The 18,672-nt window shown below is 70.2% G+C and carries 17 protein-coding genes and 1 riboswitch; of the genes, 14 read left to right on the plus strand and 3 right to left on the minus strand.

Annotated elements, in window-relative coordinates:
* Nucleotides 1-7 precede the first annotated feature (7 nt).
* Nucleotides 8-1,672 (plus strand): acyl-CoA synthetase, encoded by a 1,665-nt coding sequence (locus ABEA33_RS22550; protein ID WP_345529320.1) that lies wholly within the window; start codon nucleotides 8-10, stop codon nucleotides 1,670-1,672.
* A gap of 9 nt (nucleotides 1,673-1,681) precedes the next feature.
* Entirely contained in the window at nucleotides 1,682-2,788 is a 1,107-nt protein-coding gene (locus tag ABEA33_RS22555; RefSeq protein WP_345529321.1) for an NAD(P)H-dependent flavin oxidoreductase, read from the plus strand.
* A gap of 343 nt (nucleotides 2,789-3,131) precedes the next feature.
* On the opposite strand, the gene ABEA33_RS22560 is transcribed toward ABEA33_RS22555, so the two are convergent.
* The 3 genes from ABEA33_RS22560 to ABEA33_RS22570 are packed head-to-tail and all read right to left on the minus strand — an operon-like array spanning nucleotide 3,132 to nucleotide 6,926.
* Entirely contained in the window at nucleotides 3,132-4,181 is a 1,050-nt protein-coding gene (locus ABEA33_RS22560; RefSeq protein WP_345529322.1) for an NAD(P)H-dependent amine dehydrogenase family protein, read from the minus strand.
* 40 nt (nucleotides 4,182-4,221) lie between these two features.
* The gene (locus ABEA33_RS22565) at nucleotides 4,222-5,481 is read right to left on the minus strand and encodes a DUF1501 domain-containing protein (protein ID WP_345529323.1); all 1,260 of its coding nucleotides are present in this window, start codon (nucleotides 5,479-5,481) and stop codon (nucleotides 4,222-4,224) included.
* Nucleotides 5,482-5,486: 5 nt separating this feature from the next.
* Nucleotides 5,487-6,926: a DUF1800 domain-containing protein gene (locus ABEA33_RS22570; protein WP_345529324.1), complete on the minus strand. Its 1,440-nt coding sequence runs from the start codon at nucleotides 6,924-6,926 to the stop codon at nucleotides 5,487-5,489.
* A gap of 262 nt (nucleotides 6,927-7,188) precedes the next feature.
* Here ABEA33_RS22570 and ABEA33_RS22575 point away from each other — a divergent pair, with 262 nt between their 5' ends.
* From ABEA33_RS22575 to gcvP, 12 genes are all read left to right on the plus strand, one after another.
* Nucleotides 7,189-8,538 carry a hemolysin family protein gene (locus ABEA33_RS22575; RefSeq protein WP_345529325.1) on the plus strand — a complete coding sequence of 450 codons (1,350 nt, stop codon included), beginning with the start codon at nucleotides 7,189-7,191 and terminating at the stop codon, nucleotides 8,536-8,538.
* Entirely contained in the window at nucleotides 8,535-9,584 is a 1,050-nt protein-coding gene (locus tag ABEA33_RS22580; RefSeq protein WP_345529326.1) for a hemolysin family protein, read from the plus strand. Before ABEA33_RS22575 ends, ABEA33_RS22580 begins: the two co-directional genes overlap by 4 nt.
* A 98-nt stretch (nucleotides 9,585-9,682) precedes the next feature.
* Nucleotides 9,683-10,282: a cardiolipin synthase ClsA gene (gene clsA / locus ABEA33_RS22585; protein WP_345529327.1), complete on the plus strand. Its 600-nt coding sequence runs from the start codon at nucleotides 9,683-9,685 to the stop codon at nucleotides 10,280-10,282.
* Complete coding sequence (locus ABEA33_RS22590) at nucleotides 10,275-11,159, plus strand: DUF881 domain-containing protein (RefSeq protein WP_345529328.1); 885 nt, start codon at nucleotides 10,275-10,277, stop codon at nucleotides 11,157-11,159. Before clsA ends, ABEA33_RS22590 begins: the two co-directional genes overlap by 8 nt.
* Nucleotides 11,156-11,488: a small basic family protein gene (locus tag ABEA33_RS22595; protein ID WP_345529329.1), complete on the plus strand. Its 333-nt coding sequence runs from the start codon at nucleotides 11,156-11,158 to the stop codon at nucleotides 11,486-11,488. Before ABEA33_RS22590 ends, ABEA33_RS22595 begins: the two co-directional genes overlap by 4 nt.
* Nucleotides 11,481-12,272, plus strand: coding sequence for a DUF881 domain-containing protein (locus ABEA33_RS22600; RefSeq protein ID WP_345529330.1), 792 nt, complete (start codon nucleotides 11,481-11,483; stop codon nucleotides 12,270-12,272). Before ABEA33_RS22595 ends, ABEA33_RS22600 begins: the two co-directional genes overlap by 8 nt.
* Before the next feature lie 40 nt (nucleotides 12,273-12,312).
* Nucleotides 12,313-12,699, plus strand: coding sequence for a glycine cleavage system protein GcvH (gene gcvH / locus ABEA33_RS22605; protein WP_345529331.1), 387 nt, complete (start codon nucleotides 12,313-12,315; stop codon nucleotides 12,697-12,699).
* A gap of 130 nt (nucleotides 12,700-12,829) precedes the next feature.
* Complete coding sequence (locus tag ABEA33_RS22610; protein WP_345529332.1) at nucleotides 12,830-13,348, plus strand: zinc-ribbon and FHA domain-containing protein; 519 nt, start codon at nucleotides 12,830-12,832, stop codon at nucleotides 13,346-13,348.
* The gene (ftsR, locus tag ABEA33_RS22615; RefSeq protein ID WP_345529333.1) at nucleotides 13,345-14,091 is read left to right on the plus strand and encodes a transcriptional regulator FtsR; all 747 of its coding nucleotides are present in this window, start codon (nucleotides 13,345-13,347) and stop codon (nucleotides 14,089-14,091) included. The genes ABEA33_RS22610 and ftsR overlap by 4 nt, the downstream gene beginning before the upstream one ends.
* Before the next feature lie 135 nt (nucleotides 14,092-14,226).
* Nucleotides 14,227-14,700: a bifunctional nuclease family protein gene (locus ABEA33_RS22620; protein WP_345523794.1), complete on the plus strand. Its 474-nt coding sequence runs from the start codon at nucleotides 14,227-14,229 to the stop codon at nucleotides 14,698-14,700.
* A gap of 223 nt (nucleotides 14,701-14,923) precedes the next feature.
* Complete coding sequence (locus tag ABEA33_RS22625; protein ID WP_345529334.1) at nucleotides 14,924-15,517, plus strand: MerR family transcriptional regulator; 594 nt, start codon at nucleotides 14,924-14,926, stop codon at nucleotides 15,515-15,517.
* Nucleotides 15,518-15,606: 89 nt separating this feature from the next.
* Nucleotides 15,607-15,716, plus strand: a riboswitch (glycine riboswitch).
* Nucleotides 15,717-15,786: 70 nt separating this feature from the next.
* Complete coding sequence (gcvP, locus tag ABEA33_RS22630) at nucleotides 15,787-18,669, plus strand: aminomethyl-transferring glycine dehydrogenase (protein ID WP_345529335.1); 2,883 nt, start codon at nucleotides 15,787-15,789, stop codon at nucleotides 18,667-18,669.
* Nucleotides 18,670-18,672: the final 3 nt, after the last annotated feature.

Genomic DNA, 18,672 nt, shown 5'->3' on the forward strand with positions numbered 1-18,672 from the left:
CGCGAGTGTGGCTCACAATATCGCTGACCTCTTCGAACACGCCGTCGATGTCGCGCCGGACAACCCTGCCGTGAAGTTCGGGGACCGCGTCGTGACCTACGCCGAGCTGGAGGCTGATGCCAACCGGCTCGCGCACTACCTCCAGGCGCAGGGGGTGAAGGCCGGCGACCACGTCGCGATCTACGCGAAGAACAGCGTGGAGCACGTCGTGGCGACCCTCGCGGTGGTGAAGATCCGGGCGACCACCATCAACGTCAACTACCGCTACGTCGAGGGCGAGCTCGACTACCTCTTCGACAACGCCGACGTGGTCGCGTTGATCCACGAGCGCAGCTACGCGCCACTGGTCGCCTCGTGCTGGCCCAGGCACGAGAAGCTGAAGGTCGCCGTCGTCGTCGACGACGCGCTCGACCCGGGCGACCAGTCCGACTACTCGTCGTACGGCGGCGTGCACTACGACGAGGCGCTGGCCGGCCAGAGCGCCGAGCGCGACTTCGGGGAGCGCAGTCCCGATGACATCCACATCATCTACACCGGCGGCACCACCGGCTTCCCGAAGGGCGTCATGTGGCGCCACGAGGACTTCTGGCGGGTGCTGGGTGGCGGCATCGACTTCTACACGGGCGTCCCGTTGGAGGAGTTCGACCAGTCCAAGCAGGCCACTGACCCGCGGATGGTCACCTTCCCACTGAGCCCGCTGATGCACGGCGGCGCCCAGGCCGGCCTGCTCATGCACCTCTTCGCCGGCCACCTCACGGTGCTCGAGCCGAAGTTCGACCCGGTGCGCACCTGGGAGATCATCGAGCGCGACAAGGTGCAGCTGATCTTCATGACCGGTGACGCCATGGCGCGGCCGCTGATCGAGGCGTACGAGGCGAAGCTCGAGGCGACCGGTACGGCGTACGACTGCTCCAACCTGGTCGCCATCTCCAGCAGTGCCGCGATCTTCAGCAAGCCGGTGAAGGAGCGCTGGATGGCGGCGTTCCCCAACTCGATCTTCACCGACTCCGTCGGCGCGACCGAGACCGGGTTCTCCGGCATGGGCATGCAGGACGCGAACAACATCTCGACCGACGGCCCGGTCGTCGGCCTCGGCCCGGGCAGCGTCGTCATCGACGCGGACAACAACGTCCTCGACCCCGACACGAACATCGGGGTCGTCGGCCGGCTCGGTCGCGGCGGCTCGGTGCCCGTCGGCTACTACAAGGACCCCGCGAAGTCGGCCGCGACCTTCCTGGTCATCGACGGCGAGCGCTACTCGGTCCCGGGTGACTTCGCCCGGATCGAGGAGGGCAGGCGGGTGACTCTCCTCGGACGCGGCTCCAACTGCGTCAACACCGGTGGCGAGAAGGTCTACCCGGAGGAGGTCGAGATGGCGATCAAGGGCCACCCTGCCGTCTACGACACGCTGGTGGTCGGCATCCCGGACGACAAGTTCGGCCAGGCCGTCGCGGCCGTCGTCGAGCTCCGTGAGGGTGCGACGCTAGAGCTCGAGGACCTGCGCGACTTCCTGCGCGCGCACCTGTCGGGCTACAAGCTGCCGCGCTCGCTCACGATCGTGGACAAGGTGCCGCGCAACGCCACCGGCAAGGCGCAGTACCCCGCGGCGAAGGAGCTGGCTCTGGCAGGCTTCGCCGCAAAGGCAGCCACGGTCGACCCGACCTCCGTCTGAAAGGCACCCATGCGCACCCCGTTGTGTGAAGAGTTCGGGATCGAGTACCCGATCTTCGCGTTCACCCCGTCCGAGCACGTCGCGGCCGCCGTGTCGCGCGCCGGTGGGCTCGGCGTCCTCGGCTGCGTTCGGTTCAACGACGCCGACGAGGTCGAGAAGACCTTGAGCTGGCTCGACGACAACACCGACGGCAAGCCGTACGGCGTCGACATCGTGATGCCGATGAAGATCCCGACCGAGGGCACGTCGCTGGACCTCGGCGCGATGATCCCCGAGGAGCACAAGAAGTTCGTCGACGAGACGCTGCTGAGACTCGGCGTACCTCCGCTCCCCGAGGGCGAGGGGCGCGAGGGCGTGCTCGGCTGGCTGCACTCCGTCGCGCGCTCGCACCTCGACGTCGCGCTCAAGCACCGCCCGGTGCTGATCGCCAACGCGCTCGGCTCGCCGCCGGTCGACGTCATCGAGAAGTGCCACGAGCACGGCATCAAGGTCGCCGCCCTCGCCGGGGCCGCCAAGCACGCGCTGTCGCACGTGCGCAACGGCGTCGACATCATCGTGGCCCAGGGTTACGAGGCCGGCGGGCACACCGGCGAGGTCGCCAGCATGGTGCTGCAGCCTGACATCGTCGACGCGGTCGGCCCCGACGTACCCGTGCTCGGCGCCGGCGGTATCGGCTCCGGTCGCCAGATCGCCGCGTCGCTCGCGCTCGGCTCCCAGGGTGCCTGGATGGGCTCCATCTGGCTCGGCACGGCGGAGTACCAGCTGATGGGGGCCGCCAACTCCGAGGCGTGGGAGACCGCGTTCACCCGCGCGACGTCGTCCGACACCGTGCGGACCCGCGTCTACACCGGCAAGCCCGCTCGCCTGCTCAAGACCAAGTGGACCGAGGCCTGGGCCGAGGAGGGCGCACCGACGCCACTGCCGATGCCGCTGCAGAACCTGCTCGTCGCCGAGGCACACAACCGGATCAGCGCCTCCAACAACCCGGACGTGATCTCGATGCCGATCGGTCAGATTGTCGGCCGGATGAACGAGGTCCGCCCCGTCGCCGACGTGATGGCGTCGCTGATCGCGGAGTTCGAGGAGGCCGTCGACCGGCTGAACAAGATCCGGTAGGGCGCCCGTTCGGCGTACCGCGGGGGCGGTGTGTCAGCAACCGGTGTCTGGGCGGACTCGGTTGCTGGCGCACCGCCGGGGGCGGTCGGCTGTGTGCACGTGCCGATTGGTCACAAACCGCATGTCCCGGGGCCTGGATCTCTGCGGTTGGTGACCAAACCGCGGGCGCACGCCGGGCGGCGGTGCGTGAGCAACCGAATCAGGGTCTTGACCGGGCCGATTTGGTTGCTGGGTCACCGCTGGGTTGCGGGGCGGCCGTTGACCTGTCGTTTGGTCACCAATCGCATGCCGGGGACCGGACTTCTGCGGTTGGTGACCACACCACGGGTGTGGCGCGTCCAGCTCAGCGCAGGTCCGGATGCGCCCGACCGGCGATGAGCGGCAGGTCCAGGTAGGTCTGGATGCCCGGGTCGGCGGCGACGACGTACGGGATCGAGTTCACGCAGTGCATCGCGGTGGCGACCACACCCGGGTTGCGGATGAGACCTTCCTCGACCGTCTCGGGCTGCCAGCCCTTGATGGTGACGAAGGTGTTGGGGTCGCCCTGGACCTCGATCTCGAACCGTTCGCCCTCGGGGCCGAACGGCCACGCCGGTGAGAGGTGCTCCTCGCCCATCAACCAGTTGACGGCGATGCGGACGACGCAGGTCTCACCGACGAACGCCTCCCAGACGAACCGCTGGCCGGCGACCAGGCCCGGCTCGATCACACCGATCGGAGTCTCGATCGGAGCCGTGGCCACGGCGACCTCCTGCGAGGTGCGGATCTCGGCGTCCGCCGAGAAGCCCAGCGTGTCCAGGCACATCCGCACCGCCTGGATGAAGCCGCCCGAGAGCAGCCCGAGCATGGGACCACCCATCGCCTCGTCGGGCTGGCCGCCGAACATCATGATGTGGCGTACGACGTCAGGCGCGTTGTAGGTGCGGATGTCGGAGAACTCCTCGCCCCTGACGTAGGTCACCGCCGACGACAGCGCCGAGAACATCAGCGGGTGCAGCTCGGTGATGCCGCCGGGGTTGATGCCGGTGCCGTGCAGGCTGGTCCCTGCCTCGGCACAGGCCGCGGCGAGCGGCGCGCCGTCGCGCTCGGTGGGGTAGAACCAGCCGACCGGCGTCACGACGTTCTTGCCGGAGCGCAGGATCGCGGCGACCTCGTCGCGGTTCGGGATCAGCGGCGCGTAGAGGACGCAGTCGGCGTCCATCGCCAGGATCTCGTTGACGCTGCTGGTGGCCGCGACGCCGAGCGGCGCGATCCCGACGATCTCGCCGACGTCGACGCCGTTCTTGGTGTCGGAGTGGACCCAACAGCCGACCAGCTCGAGATCGGGATGGAGCAGGATGCCCTCGATCGCGGCCTTGCCGACGCTGCCCGTTGCCCACTGGATGACTCGCACGGCGCCACTGTGGCAACTAGAACGTGTTCTTGTCCATGGCCTACAGCGAGGTCATCACGCCGACAGTCTCGGGGGAGAAGCGTGGGAAGACCGTGGCGGTCGACGCCCCGAACCGCTTCGACACGATCTCGGCGAGGACGCTGCGGTAGTCGGTCGTCACCAGGAGGTCGGCGTCGTCGGTCTTGCCGAGTCCGGGCCAGGTGCCGTAGTACTGCCCGCCGCGGACGCCCGCGCCGGCGACGAACATGACGTTGCCGTAGCCGTGGTCGAGCCCCTGGCTGGCGTTCTCGACGACCCGACGGCCGAACTCGCTGATGGTCACCAGCGTCACCTTGCCGGCCTGGTCGCCGAGGTCGCCGAAGAACGCCGCGATCGCGCCCGCCAGCTCGCGGGTGTTGTCGACCATCCAGCCGCGGTCGGCCGTCCCCATGCCGGAGTGCATGTCCCAGTCGCCCTGGTCGACGGTCACCGCCTCGATGCCGACGTTGCCGCGGATCGCGCGAGCCACCTGGGCCAGCGCCTTGCCGAGGTCGGTCGCCGGATAGCTCGCGGTGTTGTCGACCGCCTGCTTCGCCGGACCGAACTCGTCGACGGCGGCGTACGTCGCGCGCATACCGCGCGCCAGCACCGACCTGTCGTGGTCCCACATCGTGCGTAGCGACCGGCGGCGCCGGCCCTGGTCGTCGTCGCCCTCTCCGGGCAGCCGGACGTCGTCGACCTTGCCGGCCGACATGGTCGCCGACCGCCCGAAGAGGGACGTCGGCGTCACCCCGCCCGCCAGGTTGAAGCCCTGCAGCGGTGAGCTGCCCGCGGTGGTCCCGATCAGCCGGTTGAGCCAGCCGCTGCGCGCGGCGGATCCCGGGTCGGCGTCCTCGACCGCCTCCATCGCGGCGAAGTGCGAGCGGTTGGGGGCAGGCAGTCCGGTCGCGTGTACGGCGGCCAGCGTGCCGTTGGTCCACAGCGGCAGCAGCGGCGCGAGCTCGGGGTGCAGGCCGAACATCCCGTCACGGGCCAGCAGCCGGTCGGTGGGTACGGCGATGCCGGGTCGGGCCTGGTGGTAGGCGGGGTCGGCGTGCGGCACCACGAGCGAGAGCCCGTCGGCGGCCCCACGCAGGGACACCACGACCAGCACCGAGGGGGCAGGAGCAGCAGACGAGGCCGAGGTCGTGATCGCTGCAGAGCCGACGAACGTGGTCGCTCCGGCCAGCGCGATCGCTCCGGAGAAGAGGCCGCGTCGCGACACGGCGGCGAACTCGGCGCAGCAGGCGTCGGCGGGGGTCTGGTCAGTCTGTGAGGTCATCGTCGTCACCGGGTCAGGTGGGCGGGGGAGTCGAGCATGGTGGACAGGAGGCGGGGCATCTGCCACCGCACCAGTGCGTGGTCGGCCGTGATCCGTTCGCGCTGCCGACAGCCGGTCGCCTGGCAGCAGGCCTCGACCAGGCGCGGAGTGGCGGGCCGGTGCAGGATCCGCCGCGACATGTCGTCGACGAGGTCGTCGAACCGGATCGACCGCTTCGGGAGCCATGCCTCCGGCCGCCGGTAGTGCGCGCCGTCCTTGGGCCACCAGCCCCCGGCCAGGCTCTGGTGCATGGACATCGACGCGATCAGCCGGCCGGGTGACGCCCAGGAGGCGTTGTCGATCGGCTGACCGTCCGGCCGCGGCCAGGCGAACGGCGTGATCCCCAGGCCGGCCACCTGCCAGAGCATCTGGTTGGCGGCGTAGCTGTCGCCACGGTCTCCGGCCGGCGGACGGGCGATCTGCACGCCGAGGGCGCGGTACGTCGCGACCAGGTCCTCACCGGGATCGCGGACCTTGGTGCCGACCGACTTCCGGAACGCGCGCGACTCCACGAGCGCGCGCAGCACCGGACGGATCTCGGTGTTGTTGCGCAGGTAGACCCGCGCGAGCTGCCTGACCAGCTCGGGCGACGGCTCGTCGCGGACGAACTTCACCGCGATCCGGCGCGCCACGCGGCGAGCGGTGGCGGGGTGGTGGGCCAGGTAGTGCAGGTACTCGCGGGTGACCTCGCGGCCGTCGGCGCGCGCGTTGCGGTGCTGGAAGCCCAGCACCTTGACCCGGCCCCGGCTGTGTCGCTCCTGGTCGTACTCGGCCCGGAACGTCTGCCACATGTCCACGGTCCACCCGGTGAGGATCCGTGCCGAGGCCTTGACGTCCTTCTCGTCGTACGCCGCGCGGCCGACGGTGTGCAGCTCGAGCAGCTCGCGGCCCAGGTTCTCGTTGGGGAACTGCTTGGTCGAGCTGACGTTGTCGAGGCTGATCAGCATCGCCGGGTGCGTGACGACCGCGCGGAGCAGCTGGTCGAAGCGACCGATTGCGTGGGCGCGGATGACGTTGCCGAAGTCGGCACGCCAGGTGAAGGCGGCATCGCCGTTGACCGGCACGTTGAAGTGGTGCTCCCACAGCTCGGTCATGATCTCGTGCACCTGGCGGCGCGAGTGGATCCGGCGGAGCAGCACCCAGCGCTGGTAGTCGGCCATCACCTCCCAGCCGCCCTCGATCTCCTTGACGTTGCGCTGCCACAGGTCGGTGGGGCCGCGGTCCAGGCTGGGCCACCAGCGACGGATCCGGTCGGCGGCCCGGTCCGGCACCCGGCCGGGCGAGAGCTGGCGCTCGAACCAGGCGGCGCCGCCGCCGGCGCGGCGTACGTCGCGGGCGAGCGCGGGCGTCACGCCGTACGAGAATCTGCCGACCAGGTGGCGGTCGCGTGCGCTGAGGACGGACATCGCCGGGGCGTCTCCACGTCGTCGCGGTGGCGCGGTGCCCTCCCGAGAAGGAGCGCGGTCCGCAGTACGCGAGAACCTTAGACGTTCACGCTGGGCTGAGCACAGCGGCGAGGAATGTCGACACCGCCGTGTCGCCGGTACGATGCTCCGGTCCAGCCCATCACCCGTGAGGACCCGACGCTCCAGCCATGGACGGCTCTCAAAGTCCCCAGCTCTCCCCACTGCATGACGAGTCAGCTCAGCTCGCGAGGGGAGAGCACACATGACTGCATGGCTACTGCTGGTCGCAGCGTTGCTGCTGATCCTCGCCTGCGGTGTCTTCGTCGCCGCGGAGTTCTCGTTCGTCACTGTCGACCGCAACAAGGTCGACCACGCCGCCGCGGCCGGTGACTCCAGCGCGAAGGGGCTCCAGCAGGCGCTCCGCACGCTCTCCACCCAGCTGTCCGGCGCACAGGTCGGCATCACGATCACCAATCTGGCCATCGGCTACCTGGCCGAGCCGGCGATCTCCGACCTGATCGATGGCCCGCTCGCGAGCGCCGGCGTCCCCGAAGGTGCCATCACCCCGGTCGCGGTCGGCATCGGCCTGACCCTCGGCACCATCCTCACGATGATCTTCGGCGAGCTGGTGCCCAAGAACCTCGCCCTGGCCAAGCCGATGGAGGTGGCTCGCGCGACCCAGCGCTTCCAGCGTGGCTTCACCGCCGTCATGCGCGGCCCGATCCGCCTCCTCAACGGCTCCGCCAACGCCTTCGTACGGCGCCTGGGCATCGAGCCCCAGGAGGAGCTGCGGTCGGCCCGGAGCTCGACCGAGCTCGCCTCGCTCATCCAGCGCTCGGCCATCCTCGGCACCCTCGACGTCGAAACGGCCGAGCTGATGGAGCGCTCCGTGGAGTTCGGGACGCGCACCGCCGGCGAGATCATGACTCCCCGAGTGCGGTCGACCAGCCTCGGCGTCAACGACCGCGCGACCGCGCTCATCGAGCGCACCCGCGAGACCGGACACTCCCGCTTCCCGGTGCTCGACGCAGAGGAGAACATCGTCGGCACCGTGCACGTCAAGCACGCCGTCGCGCTGCCCGTCGGGGAGCGGGCGACCACCAAGGTGAAGCATCTGATGGCGAAGCCCATCATCGTGCCGGACTCGCTGCGCCTCGACCCGCTCCTCGCCCTGCTGCGCGCGGACGGCTTCCAAATGGCGGTCGTGATGGACGAGTACGGCGGGTTCGCGGGGATCGTGACCCTCGAGGACGTCGTCGAGGAGATCGTCGGCGATATCGCGGACGAGCACGACCGGCTGAGCGCCAACTCCCGGCGCCGCGACGGCACCTGGTCGCTGTCCGGCCTGCTGCGCCCGGACGAGGTCGAGGACCTGACCGGGATCGAGCTGCCCGACCACGAGGACTACGACACGATCGGCGGCCTCGTGATGCGAGAGCTGGGCCGCGTGCCGGCCGTCGGCGATCTCGCCGAGATCCGAGTGCCTGACCGCTCCGACCCCGACGACCCGCGCGAGCAGCTGGCGGTGCTCACCGTCGCCGGGATGGACGGGCTGCGCATCGACCGGCTCACCCTCCGCCTGCTCGACACCGCGACGGAGGTGGACAAGTGAACAGCGCCACCGCCGTCGCACTGGCGGTCTTCCTGCTGCTCGGCAACGCGTTCTTCGTCGGCGCCGAGTTCGCGCTCGTGTCGGCCCGCCGTACCCAGCTGGAGCCCCGTGCCGAGGCCGGGTCCCGGATGGCGCGCACCACGATCAAGGCGATGGAGAACATCTCCCTGGTGATCGCGGTCAACCAGCTCGGCATCACCGTGTGCTCGCTGGTCCTGGGTGCGGTCGGCGAACCGGCGGTCGCGCACCTGGTCGAGCCGCTGCTCCACGCCGTCCACGTGCCGGAGGGACTCCTCCACCCGGTGTCGTTCGTGATCGCGCTGACCGTCGTCGTCTACCTGCACGTCGTGCTCGGCGAGATGATCCCGAAGAACATCGCCCTGGCCGGGCCGGACCGGGTCGCACTCGTGCTCGGACCGCCGATCTGGGGCATCGTGACCGTGCTCCGCCCGATCGTCGTCGTGATCAACGCCGTCGCATCGGTGGTGCTCCGGCTGCTGGGCGCGCGGCTGACCGACGAGATGAGCTCGACGTACACCCGTGAGGAGGTCGCCGCGCTGGTCGAGGAGTCGCACGGCGAGGGACTCCTCGAAGCCGACGAGTACGGCCGTCTGACCGGTGCGCTCGGCTTCACCGAGAAGACGATCGCGGCGGTGCTGATGACACCCGAGTCGCTGACCACGGTGCGGCGTGGCGCGTCGGTCGCCGACGTGGAGGCGGTCTGCGCGACCACGGGATACAGCAGGTTCCCGGTGGCCGCGGAGGACGGGGAGCTGGTCGGCTACCTGCACATCAAGGACGTGCTGGAGACCGACCCCGACCTGCGTACCCGCGCCGTCGACGACAAGTGGATCCGGCCGTTCGCGCCGGTCTCCACCGATGCGCAGCTGCACGACGCGCTCGAGACCTTGCAGCGCCGCGGCGCCCACATGGCGCGGGTGGTGGACGCATCGGGTACGACGCTCGGCCTGGCCACGCTCGAGGACGTGATCGAGGAGCTGGTGGGCGAGATCCGCGACGCGGCACACCTGGACGAACCGGTCTGACGGTCGAGTTGCGGCTGCCCCGAGCGGCGAATCGGGGACGCCGTGATCCGGCAGTTAAGGTGTGCTCGGCAGACACCCAGGGAGAAGCGCAGGCACACGTGGGAGACGACTCGACGCGCAGTCGCGTGTGGACGCTGCCCAATCTGCTGAGCATGCTGCGGCTGGCCGGCGTACCACTCTTCCTGTGGCTCGTCCTCGGCCCCGAAGCCGACTGGCTCGCCCTCGGCGTCCTGATGCTGTCCGGCATCACCGACTTCCTCGACGGCTATCTGGCGCGCAAGCTCGGCCAGACCTCGGTGCTCGGCCAGATCCTCGACCCCGTCGCCGATCGGCTCTACATCCTCGCGGTGGTCGTCGGACTGGCCATGCGCGACATCATCCCGTGGTGGGCGGCGTTGTCGCTGCCGCTGCGCGACCTGCTGCTCTGGGGTCTCGTCCCGTTGCTGCGCACCCGCGGCTACAGCGCACTACCGGTGCACTTCCTCGGCAAGGCCGCGACCTTCAACCTGCTCTACGCCTTCCCGTTGCTGCTCCTGGGCGACGGTGACGGTGCCGTCGCGACCCTGGCCGAGGTCTTCGGCTGGGCGTTCGCGCTGTGGGGCATCGGGCTCTACTGGTGGGCCGGCATCCTCTACGCCTGGCAGGTGCGCACGCTGCTGCGCACGACCGAACGTCGCCGGATGGTGCCCGATGCCTGACGCACCCACCGTCCCGGACCGGGCTCGCACGCCGCTGCTGACGTTGATCACCCAGGAGTCGCTCGACGAGGACTACCAGCACGTCGCCGAGCAGCGCGCGGCCGCGCGAGCCCGACAGGGCGTGGAGGACCACGGCGCCGGCGGCTCCGGCAGGCGGGGGCACTGGGTCGCGGCGGCAGTCGTCGCGGCGTTCGGCATGCTCGTCACGGTCGCAGCGGTGCAGACCTCGGAGGGCTCCGGCGTCGCCGACGCCAACCGTGAGTCGCTGCTCCACCAGATCGACCAACGCCGAGACCAGTCCGCCCAACTCCAGGGCCGGATCCTCCGGCTGAGCGAGCGCAACGTGGGGCTCCAGGACGCCCTGAACGAGGTGACCGACGCCGAGCGCACGACCGCCAACCGGGTCGACCGCCTCGCCGCGCAGGCCGGCTACGGCCCCGTCAGGGGGCCCGGGATCGTGATCACCGTCGATGATGCGCCGAACGGAGAGGCCGTCCGCGCCGAGGACCTCGCCCTGCTGGCCAACGGTCTCTGGGCGGCCGGCGCCGAGGCGATCGCGATCAACGACAGGCGGCTGACGGCGCGCTCGGCGATCTTCAACTCCGGGGCCGCGATCAACATCAGGTTCACCCCGCCGCTCTCGCCGCCGTACGTCGTGTCGGCGATCGGAGACAACAAGGCGCTGGAGGCCAACCTCCTCGACACCTCGACCGGACTCGCCTTCAGCAACGCCGCGGACGCGCTCGGGTTCCAGGTGACGACGGACAGGCGCGATGAGATCGACCTGCCGGCGGCCGAGCTGCGACCGCCGCACGACGCGGTGATGGGCACCGCCGAGGAGAACCGTCGCCCCGACGGGAAGGAGACCGCGCCGTGATCGCCGCACTCGGGCTACTGGTCGGCATCGTGCTGGGAGTGGTGTTCCAGCCAGACATCCCGCTCTGGCTGGAGCCCTACCTGCCGATCGCCGTGGTGGCGGCCCTCGACGCCGTCTTCGGCGGCCTGCGCGCCTACCTCGACGGCATCTTCGACGACAAGGTCTTCGTCGTCTCGTTCATCAGCAACGTCGTCATCGCCGCGGCGATCGTCTTCCTGGGCGACAAGCTCGGCGTCGGCGGGCAGCTCTCGACGGGCGTCATCGTCGTCCTCGGCATCCGGATCTTCTCCAACGTGGCCGCGATCCGCCGGCACATCTTCCATGCCTGACGTCGACGGGCCCGACGAGCTGGCGCCTGAGCCCACCCCCGACCAGCCGACCACGCCCGACCAGCCGACCGGGCGGGAGCGGCTGCGCCGCGCGATGCTGCGCCCCTCGCGCGGCCAGGTCGTCGTCGCGGTGCTGCTGGCGCTGCTGGGCTACGCCGCGGTCACGCAGGTACGCTTCACCAACGTCGACGACACCTATGCGAGCCTGCGCGAACAGGACCTGATCGACCTGCTCAACGGCCTGACCAACACCTCGCAGCGCGCCGAGTCGGAGATCGCCCGGCTCGAGCGCACCCGCGACGACCTGCGCTCGAGCACCGGCGCCCGCGAGGCGGCGCTGGCCCAGGCCCAGAAGCAGTCCGACAACCTGTCGATCATGGCCGGGCTGGTGCCCGTCACCGGTCCGGGGATCCGGGTCACGGTCACCGAGACCGACGGCACGGTCGACGTCGACTCGATGGTCGACCTGGTTCAGGAGCTCCGCACCGCCGGTGCCGAGGCGATCCAGATCAACGAGCAGGTCCGGGTCGTGGCGCAGACGTCGTTCGAGGACGCCGTCGGCGGCATCGAGGTCGGCGGCCAGCTGGTGACCTCGCCGTACGTCATCGACGTGATCGGGCAGCCACGCGCGCTGCACGGCGCCGTTGACTTCCCGAAAGGCCCGCGGGAACAGTTCGAGCAGGACGGCGCCACGGTCGAGGTCGACGAGCTCGACTCGCTCGACATCGAGTCCGTGGTGAAGCCGCGCAAGCCTGAGTACGCCGAGCCCGACTCGTCGCAGTAACCTCACGGGTGGCGCATCCGCACCCGACCCGAGGAGACCCGTGTACCCCGACGACCTGAAGTACACCAGCGAGCACGAGTGGGTCCGCGAGCCCGGGGAGCACGCCGGTTCGGTGCGGATCGGCATCACCGAGTATGCCCAAGACGCCCTCGGCGACATCGTCTACGTCTCGCTCCCCGAGGTCGGGGCGGCCGTCGAAGCCGGCTCCACCTGCGGTGAGCTCGAGTCCACCAAGTCGGTCAGCGACGTCTACGCGCCGATCACCGGTGAGGTCGTCGCGCGCAACGACGCCCTCGACGCGACGCCTGAGCTGGTCAACACCGACCCGTACGGCGCGGGCTGGCTCTTCGAGGTCGTGCCCAGCGCGGGCGGCGCTCCCGAGGGCTTGATGGACGCCTCGACGTACCAGGCGTCCCTCGACGGCTGACCCGCCGCGATTGCCCTTGATCGGACTGGACAGGCTGATAGGTTCGGGGCAACCTTCACCCTCAACCGACCCCTGAGGGTTCTGCCTCGAGGACTGGCTAGAGGGTTTGCCGACAGACGAAGGACTGACGATGCCGTTCTGCACAGTGTGTGGCACGCAGAACCCCGACGACGCGCGCTTCTGCGCGCAGTGCGGCAACCGCCTGCAGGCCGAGCCGCCGCTCCCCGCGGGTGAGCCGTCGGGGGAGTCGACGGCGACTATCTCGATCGCTGCGGCCGACAAGTCCGAGACCTCCGACCGTCAGCTCAACCCGGTCGACGCGGCCGCGGTCGATGCGCTGCCGACCGGCCACGCCCTGCTCGTCGTCCAGCGTGGTCCCGGCTCAGGCAGCAGGTTCCTGCTCGACCAGGACGTCATCAGCGCCGGACGGCACCCCGAGAGCGAGATCTTCCTCGACGACGTGACGGTGTCGCGCCGGCACGCGGAGTTCCACCGGCAGGGCGACTCGTTCACGGTCAGTGACGTCGGCAGCCTCAACGGCACCTATGTCAACCGGGACCGGATCGACCGGGTCCGGCTCAACGACGGGGACGAGGTGCAGATCGGCAAGTTCCGGCTGGTCTTCTTCTCGGGGCACACGGACGGGTGAGCACCGTCGCTGGCTCGGCTGCCGGCCCGGTCCCGTCGCGGGCACGGATGAACATCGGCGAGGTCCTCGACCGACTCCGCCCGGACTTTCCCGGCATCACCATCCCGAAGATCCGCTTCCTCGAGGACAAGGGGCTGATCAAGCCCGAGCGGACGGCCGCCGGCTACCGGAAGTTCTCGGTCGAGGACGTCGAGCGGCTGCGCTACGTGCTGCGGATGCAGCGCGACCACTACCTGCCCCTCCGGGTGATCGGGGAGCACCTCGACGCGATCGACCGGGGCCTGGAGCCGCCGCCGATCGAGCCGGTGGTCCCGACGGTGCCGAAGGTGGCGCTCGCCGCCGACGGCATGCCGAGCCCGGAGTCGTTCCTGCGCCGCGACAACGTGCGGCTCTCGCGGCGCGAGCTGCTGAAGATCGCGGACATCTCCGAGGAGCTGCTCGGCGAGCTGGAGCAGTACGGGCTGGTGACGCCCTCACGCACCGGCCACTACGACACCGACGCCCTCGTGATCGCCCAGACGGCCAGCGAGCTGGCCGACTTCGGCTTCGAGCCTCGGCACCTGCGGGCGTTCAAGACCTCCGCCGACCGCGAGGTCGGACTAGTCGAGCAGGTCGTAGCGCCCCACAAGCGCGGCCGGGACGCCGCCGCGAAGGCGCGGGCCGAGGAGACGGTCAGCGAGATTGCTGCGCTCTCGGTCCGGCTGCACGCCACCCTGGTCAAGGCCGGGCTGCGCACCTTCTGACCTGCTCATCCCAGGGATACCCGGTGGACCGGGTATCCCTGAGGTTCTCGGGCTTTGCAACGCCCGAGAACCTCAGGGATAGCCCGAGAAGTACGGCGGTTCGGCGCCCGACCGGGCCGGAGTAGGGTGGGCGTCGTGCGCGAAGTCGATGTCTTGGGAGTCAGGGTCGAGATGCCCTCCAACCAGCCGATCGTGCTGCTGCGGGAGGTGTCGGGTGACCGTTACCTGCCCATCTGGATCGGCGCCGTCGAGGCGACCGCGATCGCCTTCGCCCAGCAGGGCGTCGTGCCGCCACGCCCGCTGACTCACGACCTCTTGAAGGACGTGCTCGAGGCGACCGGCAACGAGCTGACCGAGGTCCAGATCACCGAGGTCAAGGACGGCGTCTTCTTCGCCAACCTCGTCTTCGGCTCCGGCGCCGAGGTGAGCGCACGCCCCTCCGACTCGATCGCGCTGGCGCTGCGCACCGGCACCCGGATCGTGTGCGCCGACGAGGTGCTCGACGAGGCCGGCCTCGCCGTACCCGCTGAGCAGGAGGACGAGGTGGAGAAGTTCCGCGAGTTCCTCGACCAGGTCACCCCCGAAGACTTCGACGCGCCCCAGGGGTGACCGGTTTCCCCGGTCGGCCGGGGAAACCAACCGCGACTGACACCTCACCCTCAACCTGAGGTTGAGGGTTCCGACACGCCGCCAGCGTCTTTGACGGGTGGGCGGTCGCGGCCTACCTTGAACTGTCTCTGTTGTAACTCCAACGCTGTGACGCCCGTTCGTCGGGCCGACCGGCACCTTCCCCGGAGAGTTACGATCGACGGAGTAGCCCCCGGAGGACCGCGTGAAAGAGATCGAGAAGCAGCCGGACGTCGACTCGGCGCTCGCTGCCCAGGAGGCCGAGGAGCAGGGTCTGCTCTTCACCGACGATGTCTCTCCGCTGCCCAGTGACACCGGCTACCGGGGTCCCACGGCGTGCAACGCGGCCGGGATCACCTACCGCCAACTCGACTACTGGGCCCGCACCGGCCTGATCGAGCCCACCGTGCGCGGCGCGAAGGGCTCCGGGTCGCAGCGGCTCTACTCCTTCCAGGACATCCTGCTGCTCAAGGTCGTCAAGCGACTGCTCGACGCCGGGATCTCGCTGCAGCAGATCCGTACGGCGGTGCAGCACCTGCGTGAGCGGGGGACCGACGACCTGACCCGCGTGACGCTGATGAGCGACGGCGTCTCGGTCTACGAGTGCACCAACAACGAAGAGATCATCGACCTGCTCCAGGGTGGCCAGGGTGTGTTCGGCATCGCGATCGGCGGCGTCTGGAACGAGATCGAGGGAACCCTCGCGGAGCTACCGTCCGAGCGCACCGCCGAGGTCGAGGCGGCGCCACTGGCGAGCGACGAGCTCGCCGCCCGGCGTGCGGCGCGCAAGATCAGCTGACTTTCGACATCAGATTCGGCCCGTCGCCCTCGTGGCGGCGGGCCGCTTTCGCGTCCGCACCCCAGCGCCGGGTAGATTGGGCGCGCTGACACTCCTGCACGGGAGAGTCCCCGGAACTCGCAGGTACTAGCGGGGCCCGGGGCGCCGAAGGGGCAATTCCTCCCCGGAACCTCTCAGGCCAACGGACCGTGCGGGTCAGGCACTCTGAAGCGCCAACGGCGGTGCGACAGAGGGGGAGGCACCCGAACGATCTTCGAGGAGCCCACCAGATGTCAGATCACCCCTCTCTCACTGAGCTCGACGGCGCGCTGCCGTTCGTCGAACGCCACATCGGCCTGCGCGAGGACGACATCGCGACGATGCTCGGGCGGCTCGGGTTCGATTCGCTCGACGCCCTGATGGACGCGGCGGTGCCCGGCGCGATCCGGGCCGCGGAGTCGCTCGACCTGCCGGTTCCGCTGAGCGAACAGGCGGCATCTCGCGAGCTGCGGGCGATCGCCCACGCCAACCGTCCCGGTGAGGCGATGATCGGCCTCGGCTACCACGGCACCATCACCCCGCCGGTGATCCGCCGCAACGTGCTCGAGGACCCGAGCTGGTACACCGCCTACACGCCGTACCAGCCGGAGATCTCGCAGGGCCGCCTCGAGGCGCTGCTGAACTTCCAGACCGTGATCGGCGACCTCACGGGCCTGCCGACCGCCAATGCGTCGCTGCTCGACGAGGGCACTGCCGCGGCCGAGGCGATGACGTTGGTACGCCGCGGCAACCGGAAGGCGTCCGGCCCGTTCGTCGTCGACGCCGACGCGCTGCCGCAGACCATCGACGTGGTGCGCACCCGCGCCGAGGCGATGGGGATCGAGGTCGTCGTCGCCGACCTGGCAGACGGCCTGCCGGCCGCTGTGCTCGAGTCCGGGCTGTGCGGCGTCCTCGTGCAGTACCCCGGCACGTCCGGCCGCGTGCTGGACCCACGCCCGGTGATCGAGCAGGCGCATGAGCGCGACGCTCTCGCCGTCGTCGCGGCGGACCTGCTCGCACTGACCGTGCTGGAGGCGCCCGGTGCCCTGGGCGCTGACGTCGTCGTCGGCTCCAGCCAGCGCTTCGGCGTCCCGCTGTTCTACGGCGGCCCGCACGCGGGCTACATGGCCGTCGCCGCCGGCCTCGAGCGGCACCTCCCGGGTCGGCTGGTCGGCGTCTCGGTCGACGCCGAGGGCCGCCCGGCGTACCGCCTCGCCCTGCAGACCCGCGAGCAGCACATCCGACGCGACAAGGCGACGTCCAACATCTGCACCGCCCAGGTGCTGCTGGCCGTGGTCGCCTCGATGTACGCCGTCTACCACGGCCCGGCGGGCCTGCGGTCGATCGCGACGCGGACCCACCGGTACGCCGCGGTGCTCGCCGCCGCGCTCGCCGAGGGTGGCATCACCGTCGAGCACGCCGACTTCTTCGACACCCTGACCGTGCCGGTCGAGGGCCGGGCGGCGGACGTCGTCACGACCGCACGCAGCTACGGCCTGCAGCTCCGGCTGATCGACGCCGACCACGTCGGCATCACGACCTCCGAGCTCACCACGCGCTCGACGATCAGCAGCGTCCTCAAGGCGTTCTCGATCGCGGGCGTCGACCTCGACGCCGTCGACACCGCCACGGCCGACGCCCTGCCCGAGGCACTGCGGCGTGCGACGCCGTACCTCACGCACGAGGTGTTCAGCACGCACCACAGCGAGACCGCGATGCTGCGCTACCTGCGCAAGCTCTCGGCGCGCGACTACGCCTTGGACCGGGGCATGATCCCGCTGGGCTCCTGCACGATGAAGCTCAACGCGACCACCGAGATGGAGCCCATCTCGCTGCCGGGCTTCGCCGACCTGCACCCCTTCGCCCCGGCCGAGGACGCTGCCGGCTACCGCCAGCTCGTCAACGACCTGGAGGGCTGGCTGGCCGAGGTGACCGGCTACGACCAGGTCTCGATCCAGCCCAACGCCGGCTCGCAGGGCGAGCTGGCCGGCCTGCTCGCGATCCGCGGATACCACCGCGCCAACGGAGACACCCACCGTGACGTCTGCCTGATCCCGAGCTCCGCGCACGGCACCAACGCCGCGTCCGCCGTGATGGCCGGCATGAAGGTCGTCGTGGTGAAGTCCGGCGACGGCGGCGAGGTCGACCTCGACGACCTGCGGGCGCAGTGCGAGAAGCACGCCGACGACCTCGCCGCGATCATGGTGACCTACCCGTCGACGCACGGTGCCTACGAGGACACCATCACCGAGCTCTGCGCGATCGTGCACGACCACGGCGGCCAGGTGTACGTCGACGGCGCGAACCTCAACGCCCTGCTGGGCTTTGCGAAGCCCGGTGAGTTCGGCGGCGACGTCTCGCACCTCAACCTGCACAAGACCTTCTGCATCCCGCACGGTGGCGGCGGACCCGGCGTCGGCCCGGTCGCGGTGCGCGCGCACCTCGCGCCGTACCTGCCCTCGCATGCGATGCACCCCGAGCAGGACAAGCGCGCGGGCATCGGGCCGATCAGTGCGGCGCCGTACGGCTCCGCGGGCATCCTGCCGATCTCGTGGGCCTACATCCGGCTGATGGGCGCCGCCGGCCTGACCCGTGCGACCGCTGCCGCGGTCCTCTCGGCCAACTACATCGCGACTCGACTGGGTGAGGCCTACCCGGTGCTCTACCGCGGCCACGGCGGCCTGGTCGCGCACGAGTGCATCCTCGACCTGCGTGGCCTGACCAAGGACACCGGCGTGACGGTCGACGACGTCGCCAAGCGCCTGGTCGACTACGGCTTCCACGCCCCGACGATGTCGTTCCCGGTCGCCGGCACCCTGATGGTCGAGCCGACGGAGTCCGAGGACCTCGCGGAGATCGACCGCTTCATCGAGGCGATGATCGCGATCCGGGCCGAGATCGATCGCGTCGCGTCGGGGGAGTGGACCCCCGAGAACTCGCCCCTGCGCGGCGCCCCGCACACCTCGCGCGCGCTGGTCGGCGAGTGGGACCGCGCATACTCGCGCGAGGTCGCCGTGTTCCCGACCGGGATCGACCCGGACAAGTACTGGCCGCCGGTCGCCCGCATCGACCAGGCGTACGGCGACCGCAACCTGGTGTGCGCGTGCCCGCCTTTGGAAGCGTTCGCTGAGTGACTG

Origin of the sequence: Nocardioides endophyticus (genome assembly GCF_039543845.1) — a bacterium.
Lineage (GTDB): Bacteria > Actinomycetota > Actinomycetes > Propionibacteriales > Nocardioidaceae > Nocardioides > Nocardioides endophyticus.